Here is a 15798-nt window from a genome sequence, read left to right as displayed (position 1 = left end):
CCCGTCCTGATTTATAGATATTGCAGGTAAATTCTATTCTTATGCCCGCAGGTAGACCAACGAAATACAAAGAAGAATATAACGACCAAGCGTATAAGCTCACCTTACTTGGTGCTACTGATGCAGATTTAGCTGATTTCTTTGAAGTTGAAGAAAAGACAATTAATAATTGGAAGGAAGAACACAAAGAATTTTTACAGTCAGTCACACGCGGGAAGGATATTGCAGATGCCGAAGTGGCTAATTCATTCTACAAAAGAGCAAAAGGTTACAGGTATAAAGAAACGCGGGAAGAAAAGAAGGATGGCAAGCTTGTTAAAGAGGTTGTCATGGAAAAAGAGTTGCCAGGAGATCCGGGCGCTCAGTTGAATTGGCTTAAGAACAGACAACCCAATAAATGGCGTGATAAAGTTAATATCGATCATACTACTGATGGTGAATCCCTTAACGAGCGAATTTCAGACGAAGCAAGAGCTGAAAGAATTTTTGAGCTTGTGCAGCGTAAGCGAAAAGGATGAAATAGAGCGACAGCTTTCTTCTGATTACATGCCATATGGTAGTAATCTCGAATTAATGCTTGCTCAGGAGGAAGAGGTATGTCTATCGGGTCCGGCTGGAACAGGGAAATCGAGAGCATGTTTAGAGAAGCTTGATTTTATAGCGAATCAATATCCTGGTTCTCGCCAGCTTATCGTAAGAAAGACCCGAACCTCTTTAAACGAGTCCGGGCTAGTCACCTATGAAGAGAAAGTCCTTCCTGCTAACAGTTTAATCAATGAAGGGGCGGACCGACCCAACCGACAAAAGTACGATTACCCAAATGGTTCTGTAATTGTTATTGGTGGTATGGATAAAGCTACTCGGATAATGTCAACAGAATATGACGTTATCTACGTACAGGAAGCTATTGAGTTAACAGAAGAGGATTGGGAGAACCTCACCACACGGCTAAGAAATAACATCGTTCCATATCAGCAAATTATTTCAGACACAAACCCCGGGGTTCCTACACACTGGCTTAAGAAGAGATGTAATGAAGGGCGGTGCCGAATGATTTACGCTTCTCACAAAGACAATCCCGTTTTATATAATCCTGATCTAAAAGAGTACACTGATAAAGGTAAAATTTACATAAGCAGGCTTGGTAATCTTACGGGTGCAAGGCGAGAGCGCTTGAAAGACGGTAAATGGGTTGGTAGTGAAGGGTTAGTGTTTAGTAACTACGATGAGCGCATTCATTTAATTGACAGATTTGATATTCCTGCTGATTGGAGAAGGGTAAGAGGTATTGATTTTGGGTTTACTAATCCATTTGTGTGTCAGTGGTGGGCTATTGACCCTGATGGTCGTATGTACTTATACAGGGAGATATATAAGACAAAGCGCGTGGTTAATGAGCACGCTAAACATATTAATAAACTATCTGAGGGTGAGCGCATTGAAATAACTATCTGCGATCATGACGCTGAAGATCGGGCACAACTAGAGAAGGCGGGGATTAGAACAAAGCCAGCATACAAGGCAGTTAGTTTAGGGATTCAGAACATTCAGGAACGGCTAAAAGTGCAACCTGATGGTAAGCCGAGGATATTCATACTAAGAGATTCATTGGTTGAGCTTGACAGAGAGCTTGAAGAGTCTAAGAAGCCAACATGCACAGCAGAGGAGATGACTTCATACTCCTGGCCCAAATCTGCAGATGGTAAAAACGATAAAGAAGAGCCTATCAAAGAATACGATCATGGCTGTGATGACATGCGGTATGTCGCAGCACACTTAGACAAAATTGGGCAGGTATCACAACAGACTAAAGGAGGAGCGCAGGTAACATTATGATAGCAGATATATTTGATGCAACACACCCCGAATATGATTTAGAGTCTCCAAAATGGGAGTATGCCAGAGACCACTACGAGGCGCGGGTACTTGATGACGACACTACGCTCACAAACTACCTTGTAAAGCGCTCACAAGGGGAAACAGATGCGGCTTTCCAGGAGCGCAAAGACCTTGCTGATTATACGCCTTTCTTTGCTTACATCGTAGAGAGTATGGCCGGACGGTTATTTGCCGTAGACGATAAAACTACCCGAACTTGGCAGGATGAGGAAATGTCGCAGGGGTTGGGCGATCCGAAAGAACCAGGAACACCCGCCTATCAGATGACGCATAATGCAGACGGTAAGGGTACAAACTGGAATACGCTGTTTAAGCAGTCCGCAATGGATTTCTCTGTGTACCGAAGGCTGTGGTTTATTGTAGACCCGAAAACAAGCTCTCGCAACCAACCCGCCGTTAAGATTATAAACCCACTAGATGTATATGATTGGGTGGAAGAAGGAGAGCGACTAGTACAGGTGAAAGTAGATGACACTTCATTTACACGGGATGGTATCTTTGAGCTTGCTGAGGAAGAAGAGCAGCGATTAGTTTATGAGCTAGACGGATGGAAGCGATTCGTTAAACGTATGGAAGAAAACCCTGATAAAGGCAAGATGGGCGAGCCTGACGAGATTGCAAAAGTCTATGAAGTGGAACGCGGGGCCTATTACTTTGAAGATAAAGATGGTAAGCAATGCCTTCCTATCTTTTACGTGGAGCTACCACTCCGAAGAAACTCAGGCTATATCTTAGCCCGAAAGAATAATGCGATCTTTAACAAGGAATCAGCAAAAGACTGGCTGGAATGGGCGGCTAACTTTCCGAAACTAATTAGCTACTCTGACAATGATTTATTCGGGAAACAGAAAGAAGCACTGTCAGAGGGGGGTAACTTTTTACAAGGATCTGTTGAAGCGAAACACCCGACTCAATACATAGCACCCGACACCGGACCAGCAGAAATTAACCGAGAAAGTCTGCAACAGAAGATAGAACACTTCCTGTATGTGGCCTTCAAAGAATACAGCGACTCATCGAGAGAGAAGACGGCAACCGAGCGCAGGATTGACGATGCAGAGGGTGTGGGATCATACTTAGAGCTATTGCGCTCTGCTGTTGACGAGGCCGAAAACAGAGCGGGTTGGTTGGTTGAGCAATGTTTCTTTCCTAAGCAGGTGCGGAAGATAACCGAAGAAGGAGAATTGGTAACAGAGCAGGTTATTTCAGGCAACGCAGACCTGTGGGGTCAATTCTTTGTAGAACGAAGCTCTGACTTCTTACCTGTTGATGATTCAGCGCTAATGAAAGAAATAAAAGAGAATGTATTTGGCTTTGACCCTATTCCAACGGATGAGACTGCCCGATTGGATGCAGCGAAACAACTATTTGACCACTTAGGGATTAAATACGATGAAGAGGCACTGACCGAGGTTATCAACCAGGCGGCGGCGAGAGAATCACAAGGGCGTGATACAGACGCGGAATTAGAACGAGTTTTAAATGAGCCGGTGGCATAAAATCGGCTTTCCTTAAGCAACTGACCGAGAAAAGACTAAAAAATTAATGGATAAAGTATTCAAGCGATCCTATAAAATACCGCTATATTCTGGGCGGTTATATGTTGTGCTTTGTGAGTCTCTTAAGGAAGCACAAAGTGAATTAGGCCTTGAATTTGAAGCCTATGGTCCGCTTGAAGATTATGACGGAGGCTGTTTTCAGCGCGGTAACAAGTATTATATCATGCTTGAGCATAACCCGGAGCCCGGCGTTATTGCTCACGAATGCAAGCATTTTGTAAACCATGTTTTTGTTACTTGTGGGGTTGAATTAGACCGGTTCAACGATGAAGCCGAGTGTTATCTGCTTGGTTGGGCTGTTGAGAAATCACATAATACGATTGATAAATTTAAGGATGAACAATAGACAGGATTTAGGATGAGTGATAAGACATTTTACCAATTATCAAAAGAACTAAACGAAGCGTTCGATAATTTCATGTTAGAGCTTTGTAAATCACTTAAAATACCTGAAATATGTGATTGGCTTACAAGTAATATAGAAAGGTTATGAGAACTAAATCCGACATAGACAAAGCCTACAAGCCTAATGGTATAACTGATAATATAGAAGAATACAGAACAAAAAGGTTTGATTACGCGATACGAGAAACAGATCATGTGAATTGCAGATGCTTAAACCCTTATATGATAGAACAACGCATAGCCGACTCACACGATATAACGAAAAGCAATTTTGGTTTTAATGCCTGACATCAACCCCTACATAGAGAAGATTTACGAAGCAAGACGGCTTCTGATAGAGCGCAACCAAAGCGATCTTCAAAAGGCGATGGTGCGTGCCTATGCTTCTCAGATTGACCGGGTATTACGCCTGCTTCGCTCAGGGCAACTATCACAGGATAACGCAGACCGGATTATACGAGAGATACGAACTGCCCTTCAAAACTGGCAGTCAAGTATAGGCGACATCACTAAGCGATACTCCGTAGAAACTATTGACGGAGTGGGGAATATACATTCGAGAGTTACCAAGCAAATCGGGGAAGCCTTTGGAACAGAAATGGCTTTCAGCCTGCAAGGTTTCAGAAGTGATGCCTTTGAAGCTATGTTTGAGCGCAGGCGGCTTGGTGCTGTGGATACGTTCAAAACTCTTAACAACTGGAACGCGCACGGAGAGCGAGCGATTAAAGGCATTGAGCGCGTCTTACAGGAAGGCATTGAACAAGGTCGGGCTATGAGTAAAATACAGGCGGACATAGCACGTAATCTATCCTTTGGCAACAGAGACATTCAGGGTTTACTTGATTCGGTACGAGGCAGAGGCACCTTCAGCCTTTCGGATCTTAAGATAGGCGGTTCTGAAACGACCAAAACCATTAACAAGCTGCTAAGTGATGCGCGAAGGATAGCGGTCACTGAAATTGATGTAGCCTACCACGAAGGGGATAGGATAGCCTCAGTGCGAAGCCCGATTATTAAAGCATTAAAGTGGCAGACAAGCGGACGGCATGACGGACTGTATAGCTCTCCCGACATCTGCGATATTCACGAACAGGCAGATTTATATGGATTAGGTCCGGGCGTATACTATCCGGAAACGATCCCGGTTAAGCCTCATCCTAATTGTGGTTGCACAAGGTTGTACGTTACAAGAGAGGTGAGCGAATGGGATAAACCGAAAGACGCTCCGAGCCGTCCGCGAGAGGCAACAGCAAACGAAATTAACGAAATCCTGCAAGAAAATAAGCACAGTGGTAGTCGGACGATCACAGACCGCTACATTGAAACGACTTTAAATCAAACCAACACCGATAACCAACGAGCGTTTAGATATTATGCCAAACAGGAGGCTGCTTAAAGAATGAGATATCTGAAAAAATACTATAATTGCTACTTTACGCTTAGTAAACTCCCTGAATTAATTAAAGGGTTATTTGTTGGGGGTTCATGCTTTGAAGACCTTTGCGACAAGTATTGGAATGAATATTGCGATAAAATGCGAGAACGAGAAATCAAGCTCATGCAAAGACACGGTCTTGAGTATGGTAAAATATATGGTGATGTGGAGCTTGTTTCATTGGATTGTGCAGCAGATGGGGATTTCGTAAACGTGAGATTAAAGGACGGAAGTATTAAACAGGATTATCCAATCGAATATCTAATAAATGAGCAGTAAGAAGAAACTACGACTAACCCCGACTCAAAACCATCGGGTACGGGAATTATTGGAACAGCAGATGAACGGAGAGTATGACCAGGTGCTTGTGCTGGATGCCCGTAATTCGGTTAATGTAAAAGAGATTAATTCAGGTAAAACATTCACTCCAAACCTCAATAGAAATGCCAGACAATCTTAAAGCACAGTTTAAAATAACGTACACCCCAGATAGTAGTAGTAAGAGAGTGGGAATGGTCGTAACCGACGAGAACGATGAAGGTGTGGATCAGCTTCAGTTTAACTCTGATATGACCGGCACTAATACCGACTTTGGTACGCAAGACGTAGGAACGAGTGAGGAAACACTTGATCTTAGCGCTGATGTAGGGGATAACCCGTATATCATCATTAAAAACACCGATGACGCGAACTATGTAGAGGTAGGGCTAACGAGTTCTTATTCTATACAGATTCCGAAAGGTGAGATCGTGGCTTTCCGGGCAAACGGAACGATGACGGTGAAAGCAGACACCGCAGAGGTTAAAATTCAATATTGGGCTTTTGAAAAGTGATCGTTGTTAATCTCGGGCTTCCAAAGACAGGCACAACATCGTTATCTAAGGCATTAGACATCTTAGGAGTTACAAACTTTGTCGGTGATTTTGTCCACAGAACGGACAAGTACCCGGAAGGCACCCATTACCTGCTAACCGTACGCAAAGACGTACACACGTGGTATAAAAGCGTGCGAAGATATAACAGGCAGCAGGATGGCTTTAAAAACAGCGGACTAATAAAGCAGATGCGGATTAAGCTGTATGGAAGCCGGCAGCCGCGGCCAAACTGGAAGGATAGGTATTTAGCTCATAACAATGCACTGCGGAAGATGCCCGATGTGTTGGAGTTGTGCTTTGAGAAGGGCGATGGATGGAATGAGCTATGCGAGTTTTTAGGCGTTGAGGTGCCGGATCAGGAATTTCCACATTTAAACAAATCAAAATGAAGTTACGAAACCTGTTTTTCTTTGTCGTGCTAATACTTGGCGTTCCGGTATGGTTTCTATTTCTATTATTTATGTTGTGGTTTGATATAGCCACTAATTTCAGGAATCAGGTAAACGCGGGATACAACATGTTAGATAGTGGCGTGAAGTACCGTCCATTGGATAAAAAGGATTTACGATGATATTGAAAACCTGGCCGGACAAAGTAAAACCATCCAGTAAAATCTATCAGTACATAGACGGCAACGAGACCGACCCGCACGGGGTGTACTGGAATCACGATACCATTTCAGAGATTAAGCTAACTCGGTACTGCTCTGCTAATCGGGGAACATGGGATGTAAGTAAGCATCGAGTCATGAGTATTTGGGAACACGTTACAAGGCGGCCCTTCGAGATAGACCCGACCATCCATAACGGGATGGCGGTTGAAAAGAGTAACGAACAGTACACACATGACGGCAGAACTGTGGACTGTCCGGCTGAAAAGGTTGAGGGCAAGGTGTACCAACGCTTCATAGATTCAAGCCTTAATGAGTACGAATTTATCGAGTACCGAGTGTTTTATCATTGGGGTGTGGATTTTGTAATTGAGAAGGTGAAAGAGAAGGCAAACCAATGGGGATGGGAAGCGGTTGAAATTACCTTTTTTGAGCCAAATGATGTATTTTCAAGTAAGGAAATCAATCAGATAGACGAGTTTTGTAAGGTGATGGATATTCAGTTTACCGAACTCGATATAATGCGGGATGAAACCGGCATTTATGTGATAGATGTGAATAACATAGCGGGGAATGGAAGTAATGTATTAGCTTCTAACCCTGATGCTGAAAACAGGTATAAAAAAGCGGTTAAAAAACTATGTGGAAAAGAATAAAATTAAACTGGATGCTATTTAGATACGGGAAAAGAATTGAGCATCCCGAAAACGGCTTGTATTTTGTTAAAATAGGGTTATTGGGTATAGATAATATACATTATCATAATAGGCTTGTAACTTATAAATCAAAATGGACTTATTTAAACGGCGATGAACTACAATTATCATCATTTATTTTTATAGAATCAGGTATAAGAATTAACTAAACTATGCAAACAGGCACATTTAAAACAGATTTAGGGAACGAATACAAGGTTTTTCAATCTAAAGAAACTCTTGACAGGTTTGGCGAGGGTTTTTATGACTTAGAAGCAAAGCATAACGGCATGGTTGTAAGAACAGTAACACACGATAACGCGTGGGCTTTAGATTGGAGTGCTTGGTTTTCTAAAGTAGATGAACTACATGAACTAAAAAGCGGTGAGGCGCTTGAGTGATGGCTGATGATTTACAACGATATTACAATGAAGTTTTTAAGCAAGATGTAGATCCTGAATGGAGCGAGCTTCCAGAAAGGGATAAGAAAATAATTGAGTCTTCACTTGGCTTTATAAGATTTAGGGCAAAACAATCATTTGAAGTGGCTGCTATTAATGTTAAGAGATGGGCGGATAACTTAATTAATGCGTATTCAAAGGTGAATAACGGTAAGTAAATGAAAATCGGCCTGCTAACCCTCCTGTGGAAACGGCACAAAATAGCCTCCTTTGTGCTAAACCATTACAGCCAGATGCAACTCGATGGCATAGAGCTGGTCCTGCATTGTGTAGGTAGTGAGGGCGAAGTGTCGCAATCCATAGCCGAACAAGCCGGATGGAATTACACCGAACACCCTAACGACCCGTTTAGCGATAAATGGAACTGTGCATCGGAGTGGTTTAAAGATAAAGATGTGGAAGCGCTCTGCATCATTGGCTCTGATAACCTGCTCAATGAAGAATACTTCTACCGTGTAGCCGGTGCGGTGAAGGCCGGGCTTGATTCGGTACGCTTGGGCGGTTCGGTGCTGCGTAACGTAAAGACAGGTGAAATGCTGTACTATGGAAACGTGATGGTAGGAAGCGGGAAAGCCTGGAGCCGGGAGCTGTTGGAAAAGCTTAACTATAAGATGTGGATACCGGGGCGGGGCCGGGGATCAGACAAAAACACCGAAACGCTCACCTTACCCTACCAGCGAAGGCACTGTATCACAACTAACCCGCTTGACTTGGGTATCTGCCATTTGGAGTTAAAGGGCGGAGAAGATTTGCACCGCTTTGAATCTATCGCACCCGCTATGCAGACCACGCCCTTCAATGAATTAGATCAATACTTCGATAATCACGAAGCCATCCTTTCTCTATAAAAACGCAAAGGATTTTGGTGTTTAACCACGCCTCTCTATAAGATAAATTAAACCTGAAGCCCGAAAGACCGGGCAATTTACATATAAGATATTGGAACGGAAGAAGCCAACTCTGAACAAGGGTTGGCTTTTTTTATTTCCCGCACCCGCAGCGATATGCGAGTAACGCCTTACCGCAAAGGTTTAACACAAAAAGCGAGATACATACATGAGTGATTTCATATTCCAGACGGAAGACGGGCAAGAAGTAACATTTTCAGCCGAACAGTTGAAAGCGAAACCCGAAGGCTACCTCACGACTGATGAAGTGGAGGCAAGCGATGAATACGTCAAGAAAAGCTTCATGGAAAGCGAGATAAGCAGGCGATTAGAAAGCCGCACCAAAAAAACTCGTAAAGAATTGGAGCAAGACGAAGAGTTCTTTAAAAATTTGGCCGAGCAGAAAGGTATCAAGTTCGAAAACGGCAAACCGAAGCTCAAAAGCGACATCAATATAGATGAAGTGAAAAATGAGTTGTTTGAAAAAGAGGTAAAGCCACTCAAAAACGAACTTAACTCTTTATACCAGGCAAACAAGCGGGATGCGATTTACAAAGCAGCCGTTGAAGCCGGTATCTCAGAGGAACTACTTAAGCCGGTTACAGAAGGCGGTCAGCCTATGATTGTTCAACTAACGGAGAGCAACTTAAAGCGAGACCCCAACGGTAACTGGAGTATTCCTAAAGGGGAAGATGACTTTCAGTTTGCATCCAATCCAACGGATGACAGACCGTATGCCGGGCCAAAGGAATTATTTGAAGGGCTTAAAAAGACAAATCCGTCATGGTTTAAAGATACCACTCAAAACGGCAGTGGATTTGGTGGAAATAAGCGTCCCGGTGGTGATAAAACACCTAAGACAAGAGCCGAGATGACAAGTCGCGAAAAAGCGAGATACATCAATGAACATGGTCGTGAAGCATTTAACAAAATCCCTTTAAAATAAAATAGTTAAACCATGTCAGGCACATACGCAGATTTTAAAATTTATCCCGATCAAGTACATGCGGGAATGAATGAGTTTATTCAGCAAAATGTAGATGTATTTAATGGTGCATCTTCAAACGCAATCCGGTTGGTTCCTTTGGAGTCGCGCGGACACTTTCGAGAAGAGTCTTTCTTTAAAGAGATTCAAAACCTTATCAAACGCAACGATCCGGCAACTCTTGGATCATCCAATGATGACAAGTTGACTCAGGATGACGTTGTAAGTCCGAAAATCTCTTGGAAATTCCAAGTTAAGAATACTATTGATTCATTCTTACGAATTGCCTCTAATGAGCAGGAGTTTTCCTTCTTGCTTGGTGAGCAGGTTGCTGCTGGTAAAATGCAGTACATGCTAGAGCGCGGTATTATCGCAGCGGTTACTTGTCTGGGGCTTTCCTCAAACAACTATGTAACCTCAACCGGTGCCACTATGGACTATGACAAGCTGGTTGATGGTAATGCTAAGTTTGGAGATCGGGCAAGTCGAATTGTGGCTTATGTTGGTCATTCTAAGCAATGGCACGACCTTCAGAAAGCGTCTTTTGATGTTCAGGTTGAAAATGTTGCTGGTACAGGTATTAATGCCGGGACCATTCCTTCTCTTGGTAAAGCAATGATCATGACAGACTCTGCAAATCTTAAAGACACTGATGGGGCTTCTACTTCGCCAGATGTAGCGTCCTATAAGATGCTTGGGCTTGTTGAGAACGGCATTGTTATAAGTGAGGTTGGACAAGATCGCGTTGTTGACGATGTGATTACAGGTGATGGACCACTTTCACTCCGTATTCAGGGTGAAGGAAACTTCCTTGTAACCATCAAAGGCTTCCAGTATGACGAAGACCCAGTAAATCCAAATGATGGAGCATTAGGCACCGCTGGAAACTGGTCTCAGGTTGCTACTGATACTAAGAATACAGCAGGATTCTACGTAGAGACACGATGATCCTACTGTATGTAAGCAATAAGGAACTTGATGAGGTTAGGGAGTTCGTTGAGGACTACCCTGACCGAATCAGTTACCGGAATCCGCGATACTTTGACGGTGTTGAGCAAGTTGATAAAGTTCTGATTTACGGACGGCATCAAACAGTAGATTATCACTATCGGAAAGCAGGGATCCCCGTTGAGTTTATAGATTATAAGCACGACGTGATACCCAGTGAAGAAGATAAAGAGCCGGCTATGACCTGGACTCGTGATGAATTAAACGCATACGCTACCCTCAAAGGCATCGAGGAACCTGAAGCACTACGAACCAAGCAGGATGTAATAGATGCCATTACTAGCCACAGCAAATAACTTAGTTGATGAGTGGGGATCGAAGGAAATAGGCCGCCTTTTAACGCAGAAAGAAATTATTTCTGATGATACGGGCGACACTAAATCCGATTACGATTCTGCTTTATTCAGCGAAGACACTACGCTTGTAACAGACGTAGAAGCCGAACTCAACCGCGTACTAAACAGGGCAGAAGCCTTTATTCGCGTTCATGTTGAGAATTTGTATGGCTGGCCTATCCGTAAAGATGGCTTTGATACCGAAGCTCATCCTATCCTAAAGTATATCACCCTTGTTATAGCCCGGTACTACATGCACGATGAAGCCTACCGGGAGCGCATAGATGAAGCGGTGGCAAGTTTATACGAGCGATACGAGGCGGTACTAAAGAAAATTGAAACCGGTGAAATTGAGATTGGCGATATAGACCGCGCTCAATCTGAGATTACTAATTATATCATATGATAGAGTCAAACCACAAAGAAGTATTACGGGATGTAGAGGCGGAAATCTTTATCGAGGCCGTGAGAGCTTTAGAAAAGACTTCTGCGGATGCCATTAGCTTTGCGCGGGGCTTTGACGGTGGTACGACTTATGCAGTTGTTAAGGTAGGACAAGGGCAAGGCCCAAGCAGATCTAACAGCTTGTACTACAAGAAGGCACCAGGCACGCGCCCTACACACCCAGGAGGATGGAGCGATAGATCAGGCGCGCTTGTGAATAGTTTAGCTTTTAGTAAGCCACAGAAGCGAAGGGCTACTATATCGGCTACGCTGTTTAGTGATCGTGATTATGCCGAAGAATTGGATAAGAAGGATGACTATTACGTCTTGACCGGCTTGGGCGGTGATTTTGATTTCGCAGACACCTTCGAGAAGAACTTAGTGGGGGCGTTATGACTCTGAAAGCGATTGAAGATACTATCGTAATCCAAGTAAAGGCATCTATTACTGATGCACAGGTAGCGCCATTTCCTGATGACCCTACCAGCTTAAAACACCGAAAGGCGAAAACGATTTTAGTAGCGGTGGTGAGTGAAAGCAAGGTGTCAAATAAAAACGGGCGCGGAACGCTTCAGGATAACGACCAGCAGATAATATTGACCTACGTCTATAAAAACAGGCGAGAGCATCAGGGTGTGTTAGAAGATATTGAAACCGTAAAGGGTGATTTAAGCGGGTTTAAAATTGACACTACGTTTTTATCACAGGCCGGGTGGAATTTTCAGCAGTACGATCAAACAAAATCCCGATGGATATACACGCAGACCTTTAACCGCATAGACCACTACGATAACCGATGAGGATCGATGTAATGGCTGAGTATAACTACTTCACAGAGAATGATTTTAAAACGGCCTTTCCTGCTTGCAGCATGGATGATATGGATGCTGAGTTTATGGAAAAGCTTGATTTGGCTCGTGAAATAGCTACGGTTCCTTTTATCGTTAATTCCGCCTACCGCACAGTGGAGCATGAGAAAGAGAATGGAAGGCCGGGAACAAGCTCTCATACCAAAGGAATTGCTGTTGATTTGAAGTGTACCCGAAGCCGGGTACGGTATAGGATTATATATGCTCTTATACAGGTTGGGTTTACCCGAATTGGAATAGGAGAAGATTTCATCCATGTGGATGATGATAACGAAAAAGACCAACAGGTAATTTGGGATTACTATGAGTGAGGTAACGAAAGAAGATTTTGCAGTATTGCAGAAAGATGTATCTGAGATAAAGACCGCTTTGCTTGGTAATGAAGACTACCGTCAAAACGGTGCGTTAAAACGGCTTGAAGATGTCGAAAAGAAAGCCAAAGACAATGAGGATAAATGGAAAAGCGCTTATGCAAGAGTGATAGGGGTTGGCATTGGGGCCAGCACGATTATAACCGCATTGGCGTGGGTAATTAGCACATTTTTAACATAGGAGAAAACATGGGACTTCCATTACACAAGCGAATAAGCAGAGGCGTTAAAAAGGCACTTCGAGCCGTAGGCAAAACAGCTGGGGGCGATAATACAGCCGGTGAAGCAATTCATGGAGTTTTAGACTGGCTTCCGGTTCCTAATCAGCCACTTGGTAAGCTGTTAAAAGCGGTTCTTTCCGGTGATTGGAATGAGGCTAAAGCCGAAGTAGGCAAGCTTTTGACGGTACGTAACGTGGTAGCCTTACTAATTACTGTTCCGGTGCTCATGGGGTGGGTTACGATAGACGAGATTAAAGAAGGGTTTAAGGTATTTAGTAAGATCCTTGAACTAGTAAATGGAGTATAAAATGAAATCAGGCGACTACGTAAAATTATTAGAACCCAAGTGGGCAAAGACAAGCGGGCAGGGTAAGCCGCCTAAAGGAATGAGTGTGAGTGTGGATGGTGAGAGGACTGTCTTTGAGTGGGGAAAGACTTACAAGCTTTCCGGTTCAACCAACTATCCGGGTAATCCTGATTCGAATACATACCCGCTTATGCACACCGACTTCGCAGAGGAAATTAAAGAGCAGTTAGAATTACAACAAACAACGACAGAGGATTAAATCATGGCTTTAGTAGCAAGTAAAATCGGTATTGAGAAGTTCGTCTATAAGGCGGATGCCGCAGACATCACCTTTAACGGTGAGGACATTATTTTTCCCAATTCAGACGACGCGGCTGTTATTCAGCGCATTATCATTGGAACGGCAAAGGGATCAGAAAGAACGACAGGAAATAAGATTCACGAAATCACTTTTCAGCATGTAGGTACTTCAGTGCTTTCAGATGTTGAAACAGACGATGGCAACCTTAACGATTTTGAAATTTGGCAGTTGGGATCCACATCGGCAGATGAGACCTTCAGTAATGTAAACCTGGTATGCGTGGAAGAACGCGCTATGGTTGACCCTGAAAGCGAGGACATGGGCGGGCAAATTTACCGCGCACGAGTTGTTTCTGCATAACCTTTAAAACCATAGAGCCATGAATCCAGGATTATTAGCGGTTTCGCTGTATAAGCCCTCCGATGGTACGACCTACCAAATAGACGGGGCTAATATCGCCCCTGACTCACCGGGTTATCTCAATCAGGGTAACTTTTTGAATCAGGCGCGGGGCGGAGAGCGAACTAAAAACAGAACGGTAACCTTTGAGTTCCGGCATAACGATGGAACCTTTCATACCAACTTAACCGGCGATAGCGACTTTGAGAACCGGAGCTGGCGAATGGCTGCGGCTGAAATGGATGGGTTTATCCTTTGGTATGAGACGGTGCGCGTTGTTGTAACCGAGGAGAAAGCCGAAGTGGACCCGGAAAGTGAGGATGCCTACCCATATACGGTGCGTATGAAGTTTGTGGGGGCTAACCCTTCTATTGCGAGAGGAACAAACCTGTTGTATGCGTATGCTAAGACACAGGGGTTTGCAAGCGCTTGGCAGGATTCTGACAGTGATAATGTCGCGGACACGTTTGCTCTTCAAAACGGGACATCTCCTTCATTCACCGCTGGGGTTCAACAAGTAACAACGGGCGCGGGTGCTGATGAGTTTAAGAGTAATGATATAGCGTTTCCTGTTGAGGGAATTACAATTACGCAAAGCCTTTATGCAAACACTGTGGCAGCTACGCAAGACAACCAAGTGGTATTCTTCTTAAACTACTCATCAAGTAGTTTATCGACTATTTTAAAAAGCAAAACAGTGTCGCAGAGAAACAGTAATTCAGGCGATACCCCTTCAAACGTATATTTCATCCGCTTTGTGTTATGCAACAGTAGCGGATCAGGGGAGACAAGCTCTTTTAGCGATCCCGCTATTCGCCTAAACGGTTCAACCACATACGTTGACTACTAATGGGCTTAAGCGGTGTAACACAGATAGAGAAGGTAAAGTTTACTGTTGGAGGCAGTGCCAGGGAATACTATGTAGATAAAGTGCAGCTAAAAGCTATTCCGCAAGGATATTCCCGTCAGCTTGGGGATTATTCCTATAAAACCGCAATCGCAGGCTATCATTTGCAAGGTGTTATACAAGCGCAGGATGCAGAGCAGACATCAGGAACAGATGAGGATTTCAAAAGCCTTCAGTTGGAAATAGAAGACGACAGCACCACTGTTGCCTTTTATCCTGATGCCTCACAGTCAGAAAACTATAATGTGGTAAACATCGACTTAGGCGGTAAGGTGTGGTATGAGACTGAATATGATGCCCGTGTAGATGCAGACGTTATCACATTTGTTACACAGGATTTACTTACAAAATCAGACTTAGAGTGGTATAAGAAGTATGGATAATCAAATTGACACCGAAACGCTACGAGAGATATTCGGAGCTAAAGAAAAAGAAAAGCCTGATGTGAATGAGAAGTACGAGCTATTCCCTAACCGGGGCGATGACGGCTTGGTGCAACGTGTAGGTAATCCAACGTATGCCTTACAGGTAAAGGTTGATGAAGTTCGGGTACGAGCTAAAACGCTACCTGAGAAAGTACGAAAAGAAACTTGTGATGAATACGGATGGGAGGTTCCGGAGGCGGAGTATAACCGGCTGGAATACTATCAAAAAATGCTTCCGCTTTGTGTGATGGATGATGTGGATCTAAAAGAAGACTTCTCAACGATGGAGGCGGATCGGCTGATACGAGATTTTTTAATGTGTACCTATGCCTGAAGTTAAAGGCTTCTTTAGAGCTTAGGTTATTACAAAAAAAGCTATCAGGATTGCCGGACGAGCGCT

27 protein-coding genes are annotated in these 15798 nt (G+C 43.7%); all 27 read left to right on the top strand.

Going from position 1 to position 15798, the window contains the following annotated elements; translation table 11 throughout:
- The first annotated feature begins 20 nt into the window (after window positions 1-20).
- The 27 genes from NM125_RS00300 to NM125_RS00170 all read left to right on the top strand — a co-directional run bounded on the left by NM125_RS00300 (window position 21) and on the right by NM125_RS00170 (window position 15732).
- Window positions 21-518 (top strand): DUF5343 domain-containing protein, encoded by a 498-nt coding sequence (locus NM125_RS00300; RefSeq protein WP_255131689.1) that lies wholly within the window; start codon window positions 21-23, stop codon window positions 516-518.
- Between the two features lie 28 nt (window positions 519-546).
- Window positions 547-1836 (top strand): phage terminase large subunit, encoded by a 1290-nt coding sequence (locus tag NM125_RS00295; RefSeq protein WP_255131688.1) that lies wholly within the window; start codon window positions 547-549, stop codon window positions 1834-1836.
- Entirely contained in the window at window positions 1833-3398 is a 1566-nt protein-coding gene (locus NM125_RS00290) for a hypothetical protein (RefSeq protein ID WP_255131686.1), read from the top strand. The genes NM125_RS00295 and NM125_RS00290 overlap by 4 nt, the downstream gene beginning before the upstream one ends.
- Before the next feature lie 46 nt (window positions 3399-3444).
- On the top strand, window positions 3445-3804 hold the full coding sequence (locus tag NM125_RS00285) for a hypothetical protein (protein WP_255131684.1): 360 nt from the start codon (window positions 3445-3447) through the stop codon (window positions 3802-3804).
- 339 nt (window positions 3805-4143) lie between these two features.
- A complete protein-coding gene (locus NM125_RS00280; RefSeq protein ID WP_255131682.1) occupies window positions 4144-5259 on the top strand; it encodes a hypothetical protein in 1116 nt (371 codons plus the stop codon).
- A 3-nt stretch (window positions 5260-5262) separates the two neighbouring features.
- Window positions 5263-5577, top strand: a complete 315-nt coding sequence (locus NM125_RS00275) for a hypothetical protein (protein ID WP_255131681.1) — start codon at window positions 5263-5265, stop codon at window positions 5575-5577.
- Entirely contained in the window at window positions 5567-5758 is a 192-nt protein-coding gene (locus NM125_RS00270; RefSeq protein ID WP_255131679.1) for a hypothetical protein, read from the top strand. Before NM125_RS00275 ends, NM125_RS00270 begins: the two co-directional genes overlap by 11 nt.
- Window positions 5742-6131, top strand: coding sequence for a hypothetical protein (locus NM125_RS00265; protein WP_255131678.1), 390 nt, complete (start codon window positions 5742-5744; stop codon window positions 6129-6131). The genes NM125_RS00270 and NM125_RS00265 overlap by 17 nt, the downstream gene beginning before the upstream one ends.
- Window positions 6128-6562, top strand: a complete 435-nt coding sequence (locus NM125_RS00260) for a sulfotransferase (RefSeq protein ID WP_255131676.1) — start codon at window positions 6128-6130, stop codon at window positions 6560-6562. The genes NM125_RS00265 and NM125_RS00260 overlap by 4 nt, the downstream gene beginning before the upstream one ends.
- 178 nt (window positions 6563-6740) lie before the next feature.
- A complete protein-coding gene (locus NM125_RS00255) occupies window positions 6741-7439 on the top strand; it encodes a hypothetical protein (protein ID WP_255131667.1) in 699 nt (232 codons plus the stop codon).
- A 212-nt stretch (window positions 7440-7651) separates the two neighbouring features.
- Window positions 7652-7879, top strand: coding sequence for a hypothetical protein (locus NM125_RS00250; RefSeq protein ID WP_255131665.1), 228 nt, complete (start codon window positions 7652-7654; stop codon window positions 7877-7879).
- The gene (locus tag NM125_RS00245; protein ID WP_255131663.1) at window positions 7879-8097 is read left to right on the top strand and encodes a hypothetical protein; all 219 of its coding nucleotides are present in this window, start codon (window positions 7879-7881) and stop codon (window positions 8095-8097) included. The genes NM125_RS00250 and NM125_RS00245 overlap by 1 nt, the downstream gene beginning before the upstream one ends.
- Complete coding sequence (locus tag NM125_RS00240; protein WP_255131661.1) at window positions 8098-8787, top strand: hypothetical protein; 690 nt, start codon at window positions 8098-8100, stop codon at window positions 8785-8787.
- Between the two features lie 208 nt (window positions 8788-8995).
- Window positions 8996-9772 carry a hypothetical protein gene (locus NM125_RS00235; RefSeq protein ID WP_255131659.1) on the top strand — a complete coding sequence of 259 codons (777 nt, stop codon included), beginning with the start codon at window positions 8996-8998 and terminating at the stop codon, window positions 9770-9772.
- A 12-nt stretch (window positions 9773-9784) separates the two neighbouring features.
- Entirely contained in the window at window positions 9785-10759 is a 975-nt protein-coding gene (locus NM125_RS00230; RefSeq protein WP_255131657.1) for a major capsid protein, read from the top strand.
- A complete protein-coding gene (locus NM125_RS00225; RefSeq protein WP_255131655.1) occupies window positions 10756-11115 on the top strand; it encodes a hypothetical protein in 360 nt (119 codons plus the stop codon). The genes NM125_RS00230 and NM125_RS00225 overlap by 4 nt, the downstream gene beginning before the upstream one ends.
- The gene (locus tag NM125_RS00220; RefSeq protein WP_255131653.1) at window positions 11090-11560 is read left to right on the top strand and encodes a phage protein Gp36 family protein; all 471 of its coding nucleotides are present in this window, start codon (window positions 11090-11092) and stop codon (window positions 11558-11560) included. The genes NM125_RS00225 and NM125_RS00220 overlap by 26 nt, the downstream gene beginning before the upstream one ends.
- 251 nt (window positions 11561-11811) lie before the next feature.
- On the top strand, window positions 11812-11994 hold the full coding sequence (locus tag NM125_RS00215) for a hypothetical protein (protein WP_255131651.1): 183 nt from the start codon (window positions 11812-11814) through the stop codon (window positions 11992-11994).
- Entirely contained in the window at window positions 11991-12398 is a 408-nt protein-coding gene (locus NM125_RS00210; RefSeq protein ID WP_255131649.1) for a Gp37 family protein, read from the top strand. The genes NM125_RS00215 and NM125_RS00210 overlap by 4 nt, the downstream gene beginning before the upstream one ends.
- An 11-nt stretch (window positions 12399-12409) precedes the next feature.
- Window positions 12410-12778: a D-Ala-D-Ala carboxypeptidase family metallohydrolase gene (locus NM125_RS00205; RefSeq protein ID WP_255131647.1), complete on the top strand. Its 369-nt coding sequence runs from the start codon at window positions 12410-12412 to the stop codon at window positions 12776-12778.
- The gene (locus tag NM125_RS00200) at window positions 12771-13019 is read left to right on the top strand and encodes a hypothetical protein (protein ID WP_255131645.1); all 249 of its coding nucleotides are present in this window, start codon (window positions 12771-12773) and stop codon (window positions 13017-13019) included. Before NM125_RS00205 ends, NM125_RS00200 begins: the two co-directional genes overlap by 8 nt.
- Before the next feature lie 8 nt (window positions 13020-13027).
- Window positions 13028-13366 carry a hypothetical protein gene (locus tag NM125_RS00195; protein WP_255131643.1) on the top strand — a complete coding sequence of 113 codons (339 nt, stop codon included), beginning with the start codon at window positions 13028-13030 and terminating at the stop codon, window positions 13364-13366.
- Between the two features lies 1 nt (window position 13367).
- Window positions 13368-13625 (top strand): hypothetical protein, encoded by a 258-nt coding sequence (locus NM125_RS00190; protein WP_255131642.1) that lies wholly within the window; start codon window positions 13368-13370, stop codon window positions 13623-13625.
- Between the two features lie 3 nt (window positions 13626-13628).
- A complete protein-coding gene (locus NM125_RS00185) occupies window positions 13629-14027 on the top strand; it encodes a hypothetical protein (protein WP_255131640.1) in 399 nt (132 codons plus the stop codon).
- Between the two features lie 19 nt (window positions 14028-14046).
- Window positions 14047-14916, top strand: coding sequence for a hypothetical protein (locus NM125_RS00180; protein WP_255131637.1), 870 nt, complete (start codon window positions 14047-14049; stop codon window positions 14914-14916).
- On the top strand, window positions 14916-15356 hold the full coding sequence (locus tag NM125_RS00175) for a hypothetical protein (protein ID WP_255131635.1): 441 nt from the start codon (window positions 14916-14918) through the stop codon (window positions 15354-15356). The genes NM125_RS00180 and NM125_RS00175 overlap by 1 nt, the downstream gene beginning before the upstream one ends.
- Complete coding sequence (locus NM125_RS00170) at window positions 15349-15732, top strand: hypothetical protein (RefSeq protein WP_255131633.1); 384 nt, start codon at window positions 15349-15351, stop codon at window positions 15730-15732. The genes NM125_RS00175 and NM125_RS00170 overlap by 8 nt, the downstream gene beginning before the upstream one ends.
- The last annotated feature ends 66 nt before the right edge of the window (window positions 15733-15798 follow it).

The sequence above is a fragment of the Gracilimonas sediminicola genome (assembly GCF_024320785.1).
Classification (GTDB): domain Bacteria; phylum Bacteroidota; class Rhodothermia; order Balneolales; family Balneolaceae; genus Gracilimonas; species Gracilimonas sediminicola.
The sequence above is the reverse complement of the archived record's forward strand: the minus strand, read 5'-3'. Positions and strand labels throughout refer to the sequence as shown.